This is a genomic window from Alteromonas gracilis, from assembly GCF_036870955.2.
Taxonomy (GTDB): Bacteria; Pseudomonadota; Gammaproteobacteria; order Enterobacterales; family Alteromonadaceae; genus Alteromonas; species Alteromonas gracilis_A.
The window spans coordinates 3,727,982-3,743,866 of the sequence record NZ_CP145482.2; the positions used below are offsets into that span (position 1 = coordinate 3,727,982).

Below are 15,885 nucleotides of genomic sequence, written 5' to 3' on the forward strand. Positions count from 1 at the left end.
CGCCTTGCCCAATAGAGCAGATATCAGCATGGAGCCCAAAGGCCGCCTTCATCAACATTTTTATCGCAACGGCCCAAGCCATCGCGATGGCGCAGATGTATCGTTTCAAGATATTCGAAAGCTTTTTGATTTTGCCACCATCACAGTAGGTCGATGGGTAACACCGCAGGAACAACAGATCGCTGCCAATTTGTTTTTTGATGCTCTGTACGATCTTGTTGCGATCTTGAATGTGAATGAGCAGGTACTATCCCTTAACGGATCCTTGTCGCTCGCTTTCGGCAGCGGTGGTCAAAAACATGCAAGCGCCCATTACAACAGTACAAAACGTCAGCTTGCACTTGCAAAAAATGCAGGAGCAGGGGCGTTAGCCCATGAGTGGTTTCACGCGTTCGATCATTACATTGCACCCCGCATGTTTGATGGAGTTGCACCCGGTTCATTTGCCACACAAGCATGGCTAGACAATGCATCCATGAACTCACATCCACTGAATCAAAAACTGAGCGATTGCTTCTCGTTATTGTTTTTAAATGATCAAAAGAGGCCCAATGAGTACTTTGTGCGATCGGTAGAGGCTGATCGCGCGTTAAAAATGTATTATTATGCTATGCCTCAGGAGATGGCTGCCCGTGCTTTTGAAGCGTGTATCCAGGATCACGAAATCAAAAATGCGTTTTTGGTGCAAGGCACAAAAAAATCAACGGAAGCTAGACTTGGCATTTATCCTCATGGTAACTTGCGTACATCACTCAATCAGGCATTGATGTTGTATTTTTACCAATTAGGTGTCGCTATTTCACATAAACAAAGCTAGTTTGTTGTTTTATTACTGTGAAACTGAGTATTTTTCCAGCAACAAGTGTTAATGAGCACACTGTTTTTATACAAAAGTCTGTATATTTTTGTAACAAGCAGTATACTAAAGCGCTCGAACGTAACAGAAGAAAGAAGACGAGATGAAAAGAAAGAAGCATACCTCGGCTGAAGACGAGGCTCAGATTGATATGACCCCCATGTTGGACATCGTGTTCATCATGTTGATTTTCTTCATCGTAACGACGTCGTTCGTGAAAGAGAAAGGTTTAGACGTAAACCGTCCTGAAGACAATCAAGCGAAAAATGATCAGCCATCTAAAGCGCTATCTATCCGTATTGATGCCGATGGCACGATTATGATGGGCGGTCGTGAAGTTGATATTCGTCGTGTTGTTGCAAACACGCAGACATATCTAGCAGAGAACAATACAGACTCAGCAGCAATCCAAGCCCACGAAGACAGTGAGCACGGTACTGTTGTAGAAGTTATGAACCAGGTTAAAATTGCGGGTATTCAGAAAGTATCTGTACTGGTCAAAAAGAGCTAAAACCTCTTTAAAATCAATAAAAAGCCGCCTTTTGGCGGCTTTTTTAGTATTGGCACATATACCAAAGTATCTCTTGTAAGACCGTGCATTTTTTGCTCAAATGATAGTATGCAGTGTGCTTGGAAATCCATGTTGAAACTCGGTTCCAGGCTAATTTGTCACTGGAGCCAACAATGAAAACAAATTTCGGTACTCGTCGAGTCGCCGCATTACACGTAGCGATTGCATCTACACTTTTCGCCCAAAACGCCTTAGCTGCGACCATAGAGCTAAGCGAGGCTTTTAAATACAACGCGTTTATTTTCAACGACTTTGACGGCGAACGTTCTGATGTTGAAGGTACTTTAGCGGTAGGTGGAAACCTTACGGTTGAGCACTTTGACGTCGGTCTATTGCTCGAGCCAAATCTATCTTCAAGCTCTCTTTATGTCGGCGGCGACCTAAACTATACCCATGGCCAGGTACACGGTGGTCAAGTGACCGTGTCGGGTATGATCACGGCTGAAAGCGTTTCTTTTGATGGAGCATTGAACAGCGGTGGTTCGTCATCGGTAAAATACGGCAATATCGAAACAGGCGGTATTTTTAGTAAAGGCGATGTAACGCTTGATAGCGCTGGATTAAACCAAGGCAATATAGAATCCGAAGGATCAGTCACTATTACGTCTGCTTGACTTGGATGACGGTGAAGTTACTTACGGTAACGAGCTTACTGTCACGAGCGGAAATAGTGGTCGAGCAGCTACCAAAGATCCGTCTAATCGCGTTAATGTAGAAAACATCGACTTTCAGGCTATTGCCGATGAAGTAACAGCGCAGTCGAATGAATTTGCCAACATGGCGGTTAACGGTACAACCACACTGAAATGTGGAGCAGTCGACTGTACCGATAGCAGCACAGAAACCATCGATACCATTGTTTTTTCAGGCAATGATGATGTTAACGTTTATTCAATTAACACTGACTGGTTTAGTGCTGATGGCAAGGGTATTGTCTTTGACTTCTCTACCACCAGCTACAACATTATTAACGTGTACGGTAAAGAAGTTGAGCTATTCAACACAGGTTTTTTTAACACGGCATTTACTACGGAAAATGAATATTTCCGTGAAAATGGCCAATACCGTGATAACGATAACAACATAGACCAACGACACGACGGTCTGTATACCAACAACATTTTATTTAACTTTGTAGATGCTGACAGCCTTTCTTTACATTCGGTTGGTGTAAAGGGTAGCGTACTGGCACCCTACGCTGAATTAAGCTTTTACAACGGTCATGTTGATGGCAACGTCATTGCAAGTAGTTTGGTAACCCCTGAGGTAACCTTGTATGACGACCAAGGAGTTCCATACCTTGCCCCTACGGGACAGATTAATGATTACCGATTTGGTGCTATCGACGTCAGCGAACCTGCTTCCATTGCTTTGTTGTTCGGCACTGGTGCATTCATGTTTTCTCGAAGAAGAAAACAGCGATAGATAAACATTCAGAGACAAAGCAAAAGCGGGCCAACATTGGCCCGCTTTTTTGTTTTATCAAGTAGTATATTTAAAGCGCGAAGCCCGTTCTTCTTGGGGAAGACAAAATGAGTTCATCACTAGTAACGCCAGTACCTGGACCACCTCGCCATCTTATTTGCAAACCCGCTTCAAAAGACTGGAACTCTACCGCAAAGGCTTTTCCGACATAACCCGACAAAATCCAATTATCATCTATACGATACTGGCCTTCTGCCATAATGTTGCCACTAAGGCCCGTGGTTCTATCGTAATCCAATAGAGTGCTAGCATCGTCTTCAAAGGCAAAGAACTCACCTAAAGGAAAGCGTAGTTCATCTTGTTGTTCCAGCCTTGATAGTGCTAACTCAGTGCGCAGTTTAACTTGCCAATTCATTGCTTCCAGCGTGAGTAGCTCAGAGTACCCACCTATACTGACAAAATAACGCGGACTAAAGTACCCGCCATTGCCATATGTGAAACCACTCAGATTATGGTCATACGTGCTGTAGCTAGCGAAAGGACCGACGCGCCAGTAGTCTAAATAAGATGAATCCGACTCGGCTAGGTCGTAATTGAGATAAGCACCAAGAGACCACATACCATTGTCTTTCACCCGCTCGCCTTTTAGGGAGCTTAATTGTGCAGTACCCGCCACAGACCATTTAGGAGCAAATACATGTGCTACAAGCGCTCGAGCGCCATTTTCAATGACATAACCCCACGGAAGATTGTGCTGGGCATTAAACGTTCCTGTTTGACTCAGCAGACTGTCGTCTTTCGCTTTCCGAAACAGCGTTAGTGCAACGATGGTGTCTGAGAAAAAGCGAGTCGCAGACAACTGCCCTGTCACTTTAGTATCCACCGGTTGTGAAAACATACCGTACTCTAGGTTTGCGTAAACATTGAATTTGCTATCTTGATACGACACTTCTGCGCGTACTCCAGTGTCTTCAAAGCCTGATATCCCCTCAAATGGCATTTGCGCTAAATTTGCCAGTTGTCTATCGCCAAACCAATCTCCCTCATTAGGTGAGCCGCTATAGAATTGTTTGTAATCAAGGATGACTTGCCATAACCATTTTTTATAAGCCGCCCCAATACCCACATAGTGACTAAATACGTCAAAGTGACCTAATCCGCGTTGACCGCTTCTATTTCTTACATTAGTGCCATATAGAACGGTAAAAGCATCTTTGGTTTGCGCGTTTACTACACGCTCATTGTCATTAGAATAGGCGAACCAGAATTGCTTTCTTGGCCATGCATTTTGGTTACTCTCGCGCTGTAAGCGGGATTTGATCACAGAAAATTTCAATGCTAAACGCGCAAGCGCGGTGTTGTCATTTTTATTAAGCACCACCAATTCGTTCGCTATCACCTCATTGTCAGGCTTCTTCGAAAGGACTACTTCGAACGCTGAAGTAGCGGTAGCAATATCTTGATTTTCTTTTGCGGCCCAGCCCACTAACTCCTGTTCATCAAGCGTCAAAGGGCGAATCTCACTAAGCTGTTTAGCGGCATCTATACTTTTTGAATACTCGCTTTCTTCAAAAAAGCGTACCTGGCGTTCGGCAAGTGCATCAGCGCAACGACGCAGAAAAGTCTCGGTGGAAATGGCACATGCCAACTTGAAGGCGTCATCTGCGTTGTTTTGCGCTATTAGCGTCGCGTATTGACCTTCGTTGTTGTTCAATAGCGTAAATAAACTGAGTGCCTTGTCGTATTCTTTATTGTCGTAGTTTTTCCACGCATTCCCCTCAATAATTGACATCACATAACCTTGAATATCTTGATTGAGGTAACGTGTTAATAATGTCAAATCCATATTCACCAGGGCGCGTTCAACATAAATTCCCTTGATACTATTTAGGCCCTGAAGAATTGACTGTTTTTGAACATCTAGCGTGGCGACCTTTTGTGCATTTTCAAACTGGGTTTTAGCTATTTCCAAAAGATTTTTGTCTAATGCCGTCCACCCCATCAAAAGGTAAAAATCAGGACGGTTTAGTGAATTACTCAATGCGACAAGGCGTTTAACTTTTTCATTACTTGTTGATGCTCGCGCTTTGGGGGTTAGCGCAGCAAAGGCTTCTAGCGGTGCTGCGGGGTTAGGTTTGGTTACTTCTGACTCCGGCTTGAACTCCACCGTCTCAGGCTTTGACTTTGGCGCCTTGTCTGTATTCACTATTTTTTTGGGCCTATCTGGTTCATTAAGGCCCTCTATTGCATCAAGTACTTCTTGCGATACTTGCCAATTAGGATACGCCTCTTTAAGTCGAGCATACTCGTCGTTAGCAAGCGCTATTTGCTTTTGATTAATGTGATACCAAAGCCCAGTCAAATCTGGCTGCTGCGCCTCAAGGGGTTTAATATTGAGGTTTTTGTCTTGATACGTTGTAGTCGCTTGTGAAAAGACTTCAGGACTCGCAAAAAGTGTACTTAGTAGCGCAACTAAAGATAAGGCTCGCCAACTCATTATTGATTATCCATAACAGCTAACATAGAAAGTAACGTAAGGCTTGCAGAATAATAATCTGTACGACGCCTGATATCAGGCCATTCAAGAGGCTCTTCTTGTAGAATGTTTTTCACAGCACCTTTTATCGCTACCATTCCTTGGGTCATTTCGTAATTCGCGGTATTCCCGCTCGTGAGGTTCACTGTTGCAGGAACCTTACCTTGCTGCCACCAAGCAATGTACGGCGAGAATAACTGTGACTCACCCTGCTTCACTGAGCCAAGCGACCAGGCTAAATGCAACGGGATCCGCACTGCATTAAATCCATATTCTGAGGAAATAACGTTTTGTAAGGTTAAACGCTCTTCTAGACGTCTTTGTGTTTGAGTGGTCGTTTCAAGACGTACCCAGTCGCTTGGCAGGCGATATTCTGAGAATTGCATATGTTGAAGTAACTTTTGGCCGCTGTCATAAAGAGACTGCCAAGTGCCAGGTTCATCTGAGTATTTTTTCAGGTTCAGCAATGCTGGAAACACCCAATAAGAAAGGTTCAACTGTATACTTTCTTCATCCTCAAAACCAAACTCTCCAGGTAACAGCAACGTCAGGTCATTTGAGCGCTTGATAAGCTTAACTTCAACCCCTTTAATGATGTTGATTGCTGCGTTCTTGTAGGTCGTGTTGTCCCATCGCTCTGACGCTCTTAACAGCGCCCAGGCAATCAGGATCTCTCCATCTGAAGCATTATTTGGATCATCAATGCACTGGCTATCTCGAGTATCACAAGGTCGATAACGCCAACTAAAAAGCCCATCGTTACGTTGTAATACCTGCTGAGTCCATTGCCAGAGAGAATCAAAAGTCTCTTGGTCGTTTGCTTGAACAGCGAATAGCATTCCATACCCCTGCCCCTCGCTGTGAGAGACATTTCCATTCCCCGTATCAACTACTCTGCCTTCGTCAATGAATAGCGCTTTGTACGCTGCAAATTTCAGACTAAACGTCATGTCTTTTTGTGTAGAGCACGACGCTAATAGCATCAACAATAGTACAACGAGCCCTCGCAACATGATATCTACCATGAGTCTTGTATTTGCTTATTTCTTCGCTTTAGAAGCGTGTACATAACTGCGCTAAGTAGCACGACAATGATGATAAAGCCAATCATCCAATACCACGGGTGATTAGAAAGCCATAAACGCATATGCAACCAAATGTCATCAGCTTCACCCACTTCAAACTTATCACTGACTTGCATAACGAGTGACGGTGCCAGGTTGTCTTTCCATGCAAAGAAGTCTCCTCCTAACTGCCCCCACATTGAAAGGCTAACCAAATCAAGCGTACGCATATGAAGTATCTCTGGCGTTTGTGCAGCCATGATAAACAACGTGTCGCGCTGAGCAGATGAAGGATGTCGCTGCGCCGTTAAAATTGCCTGATTGCCTAAATCGCTTTCTTGCACTGTGTGTCCGTCAACACGCATTTCCTTAAACGAGAGGTCCTCGCTCATCGTTCTTACATGGTTGTACAAGTTGTTCTGCAAACGATAAGACCAACGTTTGCTGGCTTCAATAGCAGTACTAAATTCCGTTTGTTCAACTTGGGTCAGCGTCTCAGGTGTGCCCAATACAACAATAGAGCCATCTGTTTCAAGAGTATTACCAACCTTTACTTGCACATTAAGCAAAGGCGCTTGTGCAACTTGCGCGAGCTTCGCTGCAAGTGTTAGTGCGGTATCTAAAAACGTATTATCAGGAGCATTGATTGTTGCAACTGGAGCTGACTTAAAGCGAGCAAAAGGGTAAGCCGCTTCTGCGAGAATCGCTAAGTTTGGCTGAACTGCAATATTTCCTGCAGAAGGTAAATCAATGGCCGACGTGTTCTCTAATTGAAACACAAGATGAGAGCCTGGGATGTCATCACACGGTACTCCCGCTAACGGTGCACGAGAGGTTACATCAAAGTCGATGTTGTTTGACCCACCTTTAAAATAACGTGCTTAGGTACAGATAACTGGTAATCTCGAAAAGACTGACCATTTGTATTAGTTAATGCAAGGCCATGCACAAGCTCGTCGTTTACGCTCACATTCATCACTGAACCAGGTCCAAACCCTGCCCCATAAGCAAAATCCAGTAATAATTTTACACTTGCATTTTCAGGTACATAGAAGTCAGCAGGCAACCTGAAAGACACGCGATGATTGAAGTCGTTCTCATTGCGAAACTGTGCAGTTGATACGCCAAAATCGTCGAACGTGTAGTGTTCGCCTGGCGATAGTATGCGGTGGCGTTGTAGTGATTCCGCTTTCATCTGTGACTGCGATAGCACCGTTACTTGATCAACCGGGTTTAATGCATCATCCATCACTGCGAGAGCTTTAGTCGCTTTATAAACGTCATCATCGTTTCTTCCACTGATAATTAGCTGAGTAGCTTGAAGGCACAATAACCTTATCGTCCACAACAAAAGCTAGCGTTCGTTGCGCCATTAAAAAGGCACCATCGATTTTGTTAATGACATCAGAAGATAGTACTGGGGATAGCTCCGTAACGGTTCCCATAAGCACGTGTACTAAGCTGTTTTCGCGTTGGCGTTAAATACCATGCACTTCGCTCAAAACGTTGGATATTGTCATCTTGCCAGAATTCGCTTTCGTCTTGAGCGACATCGGGTAATACGTAACCATCATCAAACACCGCATGAGAAACAGACAATGGTTGATATTGATTGCGCAAGGCTAAGGCTTGTGCAGTAAGCGGTAAGGCATGTTGAATAAGCGCATCTGAAGGCTCTCGCGCAGTATACAGAGCAACGCCACGTTGCCCTCCAATACCCGGATTAAAAAATCCGCTCAAATTATCAAGTGTAAATGCCGTGTCATTGAGAGAGGTGTCCAACGTAAGTGTCGAATTATAAATATTAATTTCGCTCCACAATTCTGGCGCGTTTCCATCGACACATTGTTCAGCGTAATGCTGACTGACTGAGAACGTCAACGTATTGAAACCTGCACGCCATAACGCTCTAGGTACAGGTATTTCAGAGGTTAAAGAAGGGCGGTCGGGATCAAAGGCAATTTGGCCTATAGTAGCGTTGTTAAACCTTACAAACAGCTGTGAACGTTTTTTAATAAGTGCTTGCGAACTAACAACTTCAAGACGAATTTTTGCATTATTTACATCTGCTATTGTACTTAAGGGGATAGATACATCGACACTGTCGGATTTACCCTGTAATCGCAACGTTGCATCGCCGCCATAAAACTCCGTTAATCTGAAAGTCTCGGTTTGTGCAACCAACGAAAAAGGCATTAATAAACAAACGAGTAGAGTGAAGTATTTTCTTATCATTATTTTTCCCTTGCTTAGCCCTTTATAGAACCCTAATCTTCCAGCAAACTTTCCTGCCAATACAAGCACATGCAAAAACACGGGCTTCATTCCCACTTTTAACACATGCTTTACGCCAAACCAGTATGTTATCGCTCTGGTTCGCCTGCGTTGGAATGACATCCAACGTAAACTGTCACACAGAGCAAATGCAACAACATCATCAACCTGATCATCCGTTTTAGGCATAAACCTAATACGTAATACCTTCGAAGTCTCGTCATAGTGCAATACATCAATTGGAATTTGCACATTTTTGTTTTGTGCATGACTCCATGAGGTAAATATAGCTTCACTAGGAATAAGCGCCCCCTCTCCCTTAAGCCGTAAACGCGCTCCACCGAGAGACAGATCAATAAGATCACCAACCCAAGCTTCTTCATAACAGGTTTTTATTACAACGCTATTGGTAGTAGGTAATCGAGACTGAGCGCGCACCTGTTTTCTCTCTAATAGAACACTCATGACCGAGAGTAAAAGCAGTAAGTTAAAACTGTTCCACAACAAAACAACAACGGTAAGTTCTCTTGTTAATGGCTCTGTAAAGTACTTATAAATACCCGCAAAGAGTGCGAACGTAATTATCAGCGTTAGCCAATAGAACACATTTGATAACGGAGAAATGAATGTGTGATCCAAACTCTCTCCCTTTGGTGTGACCACGAATGAAGGCGCTCTCGGTTTAACAAAAACCTTCACTAGCGCGTTCAAGGTAAAGGCGCATTGCAATATCTCATAAAGCTCAGAAACCAAAGGCCAACGTGTCCGCCCAAACAACATGGTAGAGATGGTATAGGTGGCGATAACGTGAGGAATAGTAAACGCAAAAATTTCCAGCATTGATGCATGGTAAACTTGCAAGTCAAACACTAGATAAGCCAGTGGCATAAGAAGAAAAATAATACGAGCAAAGGGAAAGAGCCAAAACATGATAGAACTCATGTAGCCAACTCGTTGATACCACTTCAGTCCTCGCGCATTGTAGGGCTTTTTTAACAGTAGAATTTGTGTCATTCCCTGTGCCCAACGCATACGCTGCTGAATAAACGCGTCGAAGGTTTCAGGGGCAAGTCCGCTCACCATGGGTCTGTCAACGTACACAGATTCGTAGCCCATTTTATGCAGATCAAGCGCGGTTTCAGCATCCTCGGTGATGGAATCACCCGATATACCACCAACTAAATCAAGGTGGGCACGTCGCATAAGTGCAGCTGAACCACAGAAAAAAGAGCTCCCCCAGTAGTCTAAACCTTTTTGAATTGTTCCATAGAACATATCGTTTTCAGACGGCATTCTTGTGAATGCTGAAAAGTAATTTCTCTCGACAGGGTCAGGGTTAGCCATAAAGTGTGGTGTTTGCACCAGAAAAACTTTTTCGTTTTTCAACATCCATGGCACCGTTCTATCTAAAAAGTCTGACGTTGGCACATGGTCAGCATCAAGTATGACGATCAATTCCCCATGGGTATTTTTGATCGCGCTATTTACATTGCTTAGCTTTAGCAAACTCATTTTTTTCTCGCGTATGATAAGTAATTTGCAGTCGTTTGCATAATGCCTGCAGGTCAGTGCGTCGTTGCTTAGCCGCCTTGGCCGCAGTTGGATTTTCAGCATTAATTTTTTGATCGGTACCACCATCGTCTAACAAATGGATAAACAGTTTATCCTTCGGGTAATCAAGCATTTTTGCCGCACGAATAGTGACCTCAAGTATATCTTCATCTTCGTTATAACTGGGAATCATTACGTCGACAGTAGGTAATGTGTCTTTATCTATGCCTTCTAATGTGAGTAGAGGTCGACTTAATGGAAACGCATTAACGATGGCTCCGAGGATAGACGTGATACCTGCATACAACTCCGCTGCAAACAGTAGCCACACCGCTATAAACGATAGGATATCTGAATACTTTAACGTATATATTCCGCGCCATAATAGATACCGGGCACTTAGTGCTAACGCGAGCACTAATGCTAACGTTCGGAAAAAGTGTTGATGTTTTTGAGTATGATTGGCTTCCCTGCTACACAGAGAAATGGCAATTAAGATGGTGATAGATGAAAAGAGTTGGCCTATTGCGTCTATGGGCGCAAGCAATAGCAGCCCCAATAAAAGCGCTGCTATCCAAAAAATGACGGAAAACTGTGTCGTGTAGTGATGTCTATGCGGTTGCCAATTGCCCAAGCTTACGATCCAATATGTGTATTTGTGCTACACATGTATAGTTCGCCCTGTTAATTAACGATATCTTACCATCTGACATATCAATTTCGTGATTGCTCATGTAGAACATTCTCGAAATAGCATCGCGCTGCTTTCTGTTTAATTTGCTCGCCACAAACAACACAGGATATGCAAAAACGCCAACAGCCGCTAACGCAATTAAGCAATAAAAAAGTGCTGGTGCCATCATGGGTGCGGTATACAGGGAAAACAATAACATTGCTGTACTTGCTAAAGTAAATATACCAGCAATCTTACGTAAACGTATAACTTTTATAAGATTATTTTCCGCGTTCAAAAGCAAACCCAAACGACGATGCCACAGCGATTCAGTCTCACTTTGAGACTGCTCACCAACCAACGTCGGCTGTACAATGCTTGCGCTTTGTATTCGTTCAGAATCTGGCAATTGGCCGGATTCGTAAACGCTGCCAACTAATTTCACTACGTACACTCCCCACTACAACACTACCTGAGTTTACTACTGCTCGTCCTGAGGAAAAACTACAGAAATCATACTTATATATAACGCAGTATACCTAAACACCTATTACTTACCATTGAACTTTGGATTAAAAATCCAACAATCTGCCAGTACAATTAAAAACATAAAAAGCAAGTAAATCAAAGGGATACGCTTGACATTCTGTCAGTTGTAAATATTTTGAAGAAAACTCCTATCAACCTTGGAGCTTTTGACTTCTTAGCTTGCTTAATATGCTCAATAAGTTGCTTACATTAAAAACAGTGCCAAAAATGCTTCCAACGGAGAATGCATAAATTAAGCCAAGAGTTTCAGCAACAAGAAACACTTTGCGGATGGTATGTGTGTCTCTGATTACGATAGAACCCACGGTGAAAATGAGGGAGGACGCATATGCAATAAAAATAATCCACGAATGCGACAGCACAAACCACTCGTAAATGAGAAACGCGACGTTGACGCCAATGAATAAAAACAACACCGCGTTGCTGCGATGCTTTATTGCGATTATATTGCGCAAACTTGCCAAAAATGTCCCAACGCCCGCCGCCATAGCGTCTAGCATAAAAAAATGTGCACTTAGCGCAGCCAAGGCAAATGCCGAAATAAGTAGGTACCGAGTCAACATGGTTTTGCCGATAGCCAATAAAATTAAGGATGACTGCAAGCGCACCAAACGCTTCAGCGATAATAATCATCGGGGTAAATCTCTCTTTAAAACTTAAGGTAATAGGCTTTGCACAAAGCTGTAAACTGGTCTGTATACGCACCTTTATGATCACGTATGGTCAGCGTATCTGACAAGATTTTGTCGCTTGGCTGAAGATGAAACTGAAACGCGCTCAAATAAGGCTCTCGAGCAGCGCTATGCCTTATGTTAATAGTACGTGTGAGATGCATCCCTTGTTCACCAGCAAGGTAAATAATCTTCTTGGCACTGGCGTACGGGTAAACGCAATAAATAGACCCCGTATCTACAAGATACTCAGAACAAAATTGAAACAAATCAACTGGTTCAAGACGAGACACTTGACGTGCAATAGCACGTGCGGGTGTTTGTGTGCAATAAGCATTGGTTGCCGATTTTGCACTGTCGAAATACGGGGGTTAGTAATAATAAGGTCGTATAAATGAGACGGTTGAAAATGCGCTAAGTCAGTATGAACAACCTGCATTCTGTTTGACCAAGGTGCATTTGCAAAATTCTGAGATGCCTGTTCGGCGGCACTGTCATCAATTTCAATGGCATCAACGGTAGTCTCTTGTGGTGACTTTTGTGCAAGCATAAGTGCCAAAATGCCGCTTCCTGTTCCGATATCGAGGATGCGCTTCGCGTTGTTCGTACTAGCCCAGCTGCCCAAGATAAGACTGTCTGTATTGACCTTCATTGCGCATTTATCCTGCGCTACTGTGAATTGCTTACAACGGAACATTTACTACTCGCACTTTTTAAATAACAGATGTGTCAATATATCGACGCATGTTTTACCACTTTTGCAATGACATCATGTTTCTTGCTACGTCGACGGCATGAACGGGGCGATATTTTTTAAGCGGCCCTTTCATCACATTTTGCCATACCAGCGCCGTTTTCTGTGCAATATCTTCTAGAAAGCGTGATTCATTGCGCTCTCCGAGTAACAAAGAGGGACGAACTGCTGAAGCATTAGGGAGCTGAGGCATACGCATAATAGCGTTTTCTAACTCTCCTTTTACTCGCAAGTAGAAATTACTGCTTTTGGCATCTGCGCCGACCGATGATATCCACACAAAGCTATCTGCACGTTGCGCACGTGTTAGCTGCGCCGCAACATGCACAAATTCAAAGTCAACACGTCGAAACGCCTGCTTTGAGCCCGCTGCTTTTAATGTTGTTCCCAAACAGCAGTACACGTGATTTACACTGAAATACCCCTGATAATCCTGCAAATCATCAAAGTCGATAACAATGGCTTTAACCTTTTATGAGGGTCATTAAACATTTGCGCAGATAGCGGTTTTCTCACTAAGCAAGTCACTTCTGCATAACGCCTATCTTGTAAAAGTATATTTACGAGCGTTCGTCCCACTAAACCTGTCGCTCCTAGCACGATTGCGGTTTTCATACTTCACACCTTGTATCATTAAATGGTTTCTCTACAATCAAACCTTCGACAGGTAAATATGCAGATAAAAATGAAAAAAGCCCTTTTGATTGGAGCCGCTATGCTCTCTACTGCTTTAAACGCTGAAACGCTCACTATTGAGCGTATTTTCTCTTCTCCCTCGTTAGATGGCAACGCACCGCGTTCATTAAAGGTATCCCCTGATGGACAACGCGTAACCTTCTTAAAAGGTAAACAAACTGATTACGAGCGTCTTGATTTATGGGAATACCATATTGAAAGTGGCGAAACTCGTATGCTGTTCGATTCAAACGATTTGTCTAGCGGCGAAGAAGTACTATCAGACGAAGAAAAGGCGCGACGCGAGCGTATGCGTTTATCAGGTAGCGGCATTGTAAGCTATCAATGGTCTGATGACGGTAAAGCCCTTTTATTCCCGCTAGGCGGCGATGTGTTTTATCACAAGCTCGGTGAGAAAGGCGCAAAGCAGCTTCTTGATACCGACGCATTCGAAACCGATATCAAACTATCGCCAAAAGGCAACTACATTTCTTTTATTCGCGACCAAAACCTATACGTAAAACACATCGCGTCTGGCAAAGAAATGGCTATCACTAAAGAAGGTGGTGGCAACATTAAATTCGGTATGGCTGAGTTTGTCGCACAAGAAGAAATGGGCCGCATGACGGGCTATTGGTGGTCTAGCGACGAAAGTAAAATTGCCTTTACCAAAGTGGATGAAAGCCCGGTAGACGTGATTACTCGTTCAGAAATTTACGCTGACGATATCAAGCTTATCGAGCAAAAGTACCCTAAAGCTGGGACGCCGAATGTTGTTGTAGAACTCGCTATTCAAGACATCAATACTGGCAAACGTACCTGGGTTGACCTAGGCGAAAATAAAGACATTTACTTTGCACGCGGCAAGTGGATGCCAAATAGCACAACGTTTACTTATCAATGGCAAACCCGCGATCAGCAAACGTTAGAGCTTCGTGCATTTGACCTTTTGTCAGGTAAGCAAAATGTGCTATTAACCGAAACCAGCAACACTTGGGTTAATCTGCACGACGACCTTTATTTCTTAAAAGATAAGGGCCAGTTTATTTGGGCATCAGAGCGCGATGGCTACAAACATCTTTACCTTTTCGACAACGAAGGCAAATTAGTTAAACAGCTAACAAAAGGCGACTGGGTTGTTGATGATGTAGAAGCCATCGACCTTGCTAACAATACACTTTACTTTTCTGGTCGCAAAGACACGCCACTAGAAAGCCATGTTTACAGCGTTTCTCTAGATGGCGGTGAGGTCAATCGCGTAACTGAGCTTGGTGCCTATCACAGCACAGCGTTCAGCAAAGATGCGTCAATCTTTATTGACCGCTTCTCTACCATCAACTCACCTGCTCAAGTTAGCCTAAACGATGCATCTGGTAAGCGTATTACATGGCTTGAAGAGAACAAGGTTGAACAAGGCCACCCGCTATACGCTTACATGGACAGTTGGACTGCTCCTGAATTTGGTGACATCACCACCAAAGACGGTGCAACACTTAAATACCGCATCTATACTCCTCAGAGTGCAAAAGAAAACCCGCAGCAAAAACACCCTGTTATCGTTTACTTATACGGCGGCCCGCACGCCCAAGTAGTGACTAATAGCTGGGCAGGTAATCGCGGTTTGCTTTTCCAACACTGGGTAGACCAAGGGTATGTAGTATTTACGCTAGACAACCGTGGTTCAAACTATCGTGGCAAAGGCTTCGAAGATCCAATCTACAAGAAGATGGGCTTTATTGAAGTTGATGACCAAGTAGCGGGCGTTGAGTTCTTACGTACACTACCATTTGTTGATGCTACGCGAATTGGTGTACACGGCCACAGTTATGGCGGTTACATGACACTTATGACCATGTTTAAAGCAAGCGATTACTTTGCAGCAGGGGTGTCTGGCGCGCCAGTAACGGACTGGCGTTTATACGATACCCACTATACTGAACGCTACATGGGCAACCCTAATACCGATAATGATGCATATACTGCATCATCAGTATTCCCTTATGCGAAGGACTTAAAAGGCGACTTGCTTATTTACCACGGTATGGCTGACGACAATGTGCTGTTTACTCATTCAACAATGCTGTACAAGCATCTTCAAGACTTGGCTATTCCATTTGAAACCATGGATTACCCGGGTAAGAAACACAGTATTCGCGGAAAGCAAACGGGCATTCACCTGTATAAGACCATAACAAATTTCTTCAATAGGAATTTGAAAGACTAACTGTGAATTGCAGCAAATAAAAAACGGGTCTTCAATGACCCGTTTTTTGTCTCTTTAGCGCA

The 15,885-nt window shown here is 43.6% G+C and carries 13 protein-coding genes and 2 pseudogenes; 5 read left to right on the forward strand and 10 right to left on the reverse strand.

Annotation, left to right across the window (positions count from 1 at the left end; translation table 11 throughout):
* Window positions 1-28: 28 nt before the first annotated feature.
* The 4 genes from V6N89_RS17940 (at window position 29) to V6N89_RS17955 (ending at window position 2,852) form a co-directional block, all read left to right on the forward strand.
* A complete protein-coding gene (locus V6N89_RS17940; protein ID WP_338518767.1) occupies window positions 29-817 on the forward strand; it encodes a CLCA_X family protein in 789 nt (262 codons plus the stop codon).
* Between the two features lie 142 nt (window positions 818-959).
* Window positions 960-1,367 carry an ExbD/TolR family protein gene (locus V6N89_RS17945; protein WP_338518768.1) on the forward strand — a complete coding sequence of 136 codons (408 nt, stop codon included), beginning with the start codon at window positions 960-962 and terminating at the stop codon, window positions 1,365-1,367.
* Window positions 1,368-1,540: 173 nt separating this feature from the next.
* Window positions 1,541-2,041: a collagen-binding domain-containing protein gene (locus V6N89_RS17950; RefSeq protein WP_338518769.1), complete on the forward strand. Its 501-nt coding sequence runs from the start codon at window positions 1,541-1,543 to the stop codon at window positions 2,039-2,041.
* Window position 2,042: 1 nt separating this feature from the next.
* On the forward strand, window positions 2,043-2,852 hold the full coding sequence (locus V6N89_RS17955; RefSeq protein ID WP_338518770.1) for a collagen-binding domain-containing protein: 810 nt from the start codon (window positions 2,043-2,045) through the stop codon (window positions 2,850-2,852).
* Between the two features lie 70 nt (window positions 2,853-2,922).
* Here the strand turns inward: V6N89_RS17955 and V6N89_RS17960 are convergent, their stop codons facing one another.
* The 10 genes and pseudogenes from V6N89_RS17960 to V6N89_RS18005 form a co-directional block, all read right to left on the reverse strand.
* Window positions 2,923-5,349 (reverse strand): cellulose synthase subunit BcsC-related outer membrane protein, encoded by a 2,427-nt coding sequence (locus V6N89_RS17960; RefSeq protein WP_346993052.1) that lies wholly within the window; start codon window positions 5,347-5,349, stop codon window positions 2,923-2,925.
* The gene (locus V6N89_RS17965; RefSeq protein ID WP_338518773.1) at window positions 5,349-6,401 is read right to left on the reverse strand and encodes a glycosyl hydrolase family 8; all 1,053 of its coding nucleotides are present in this window, start codon (window positions 6,399-6,401) and stop codon (window positions 5,349-5,351) included. The genes V6N89_RS17960 and V6N89_RS17965 overlap by 1 nt, the downstream gene beginning before the upstream one ends.
* 5 nt (window positions 6,402-6,406) lie before the next feature.
* On the reverse strand, window positions 6,407-7,303 hold the full coding sequence (locus V6N89_RS17970; RefSeq protein WP_338520169.1) for a cellulose biosynthesis cyclic di-GMP-binding regulatory protein BcsB: 897 nt from the start codon (window positions 7,301-7,303) through the stop codon (window positions 6,407-6,409).
* Window positions 7,288-7,803 carry a cellulose biosynthesis cyclic di-GMP-binding regulatory protein BcsB gene (locus V6N89_RS17975; RefSeq protein ID WP_346993053.1) on the reverse strand — a complete coding sequence of 172 codons (516 nt, stop codon included), beginning with the start codon at window positions 7,801-7,803 and terminating at the stop codon, window positions 7,288-7,290. Before V6N89_RS17975 ends, V6N89_RS17970 begins: the two co-directional genes overlap by 16 nt.
* A gap of 53 nt (window positions 7,804-7,856) precedes the next feature.
* Window positions 7,857-10,238 carry a glycosyltransferase family 2 protein gene (locus V6N89_RS17980; protein WP_346993054.1) on the reverse strand — a complete coding sequence of 794 codons (2,382 nt, stop codon included), beginning with the start codon at window positions 10,236-10,238 and terminating at the stop codon, window positions 7,857-7,859.
* A complete protein-coding gene (locus V6N89_RS17985; RefSeq protein ID WP_346993055.1) occupies window positions 10,207-10,911 on the reverse strand; it encodes a hypothetical protein in 705 nt (234 codons plus the stop codon). Before V6N89_RS17985 ends, V6N89_RS17980 begins: the two co-directional genes overlap by 32 nt.
* Window positions 10,889-11,395, reverse strand: a complete 507-nt coding sequence (locus tag V6N89_RS17990) for a hypothetical protein (RefSeq protein ID WP_338518779.1) — start codon at window positions 11,393-11,395, stop codon at window positions 10,889-10,891. The genes V6N89_RS17985 and V6N89_RS17990 overlap by 23 nt, the downstream gene beginning before the upstream one ends.
* A gap of 235 nt (window positions 11,396-11,630) precedes the next feature.
* Window positions 11,631-12,132, reverse strand: a pseudogene (locus V6N89_RS17995) (YgjV family protein).
* Window positions 12,133-12,408: 276 nt separating this feature from the next.
* The gene (locus tag V6N89_RS18000; RefSeq protein WP_346993056.1) at window positions 12,409-12,822 is read right to left on the reverse strand and encodes a methyltransferase; all 414 of its coding nucleotides are present in this window, start codon (window positions 12,820-12,822) and stop codon (window positions 12,409-12,411) included.
* Between the two features lie 97 nt (window positions 12,823-12,919).
* Window positions 12,920-13,539: pseudogene (locus V6N89_RS18005) on the reverse strand (NAD(P)H-binding protein).
* Window positions 13,540-13,609: 70 nt separating this feature from the next.
* On the opposite strand from V6N89_RS18005, the gene V6N89_RS18010 reads away from it, so the two are divergent.
* The gene (locus tag V6N89_RS18010) at window positions 13,610-15,823 is read left to right on the forward strand and encodes a S9 family peptidase (protein ID WP_338518782.1); all 2,214 of its coding nucleotides are present in this window, start codon (window positions 13,610-13,612) and stop codon (window positions 15,821-15,823) included.
* The last annotated feature ends 62 nt before the right edge of the window (window positions 15,824-15,885 follow it).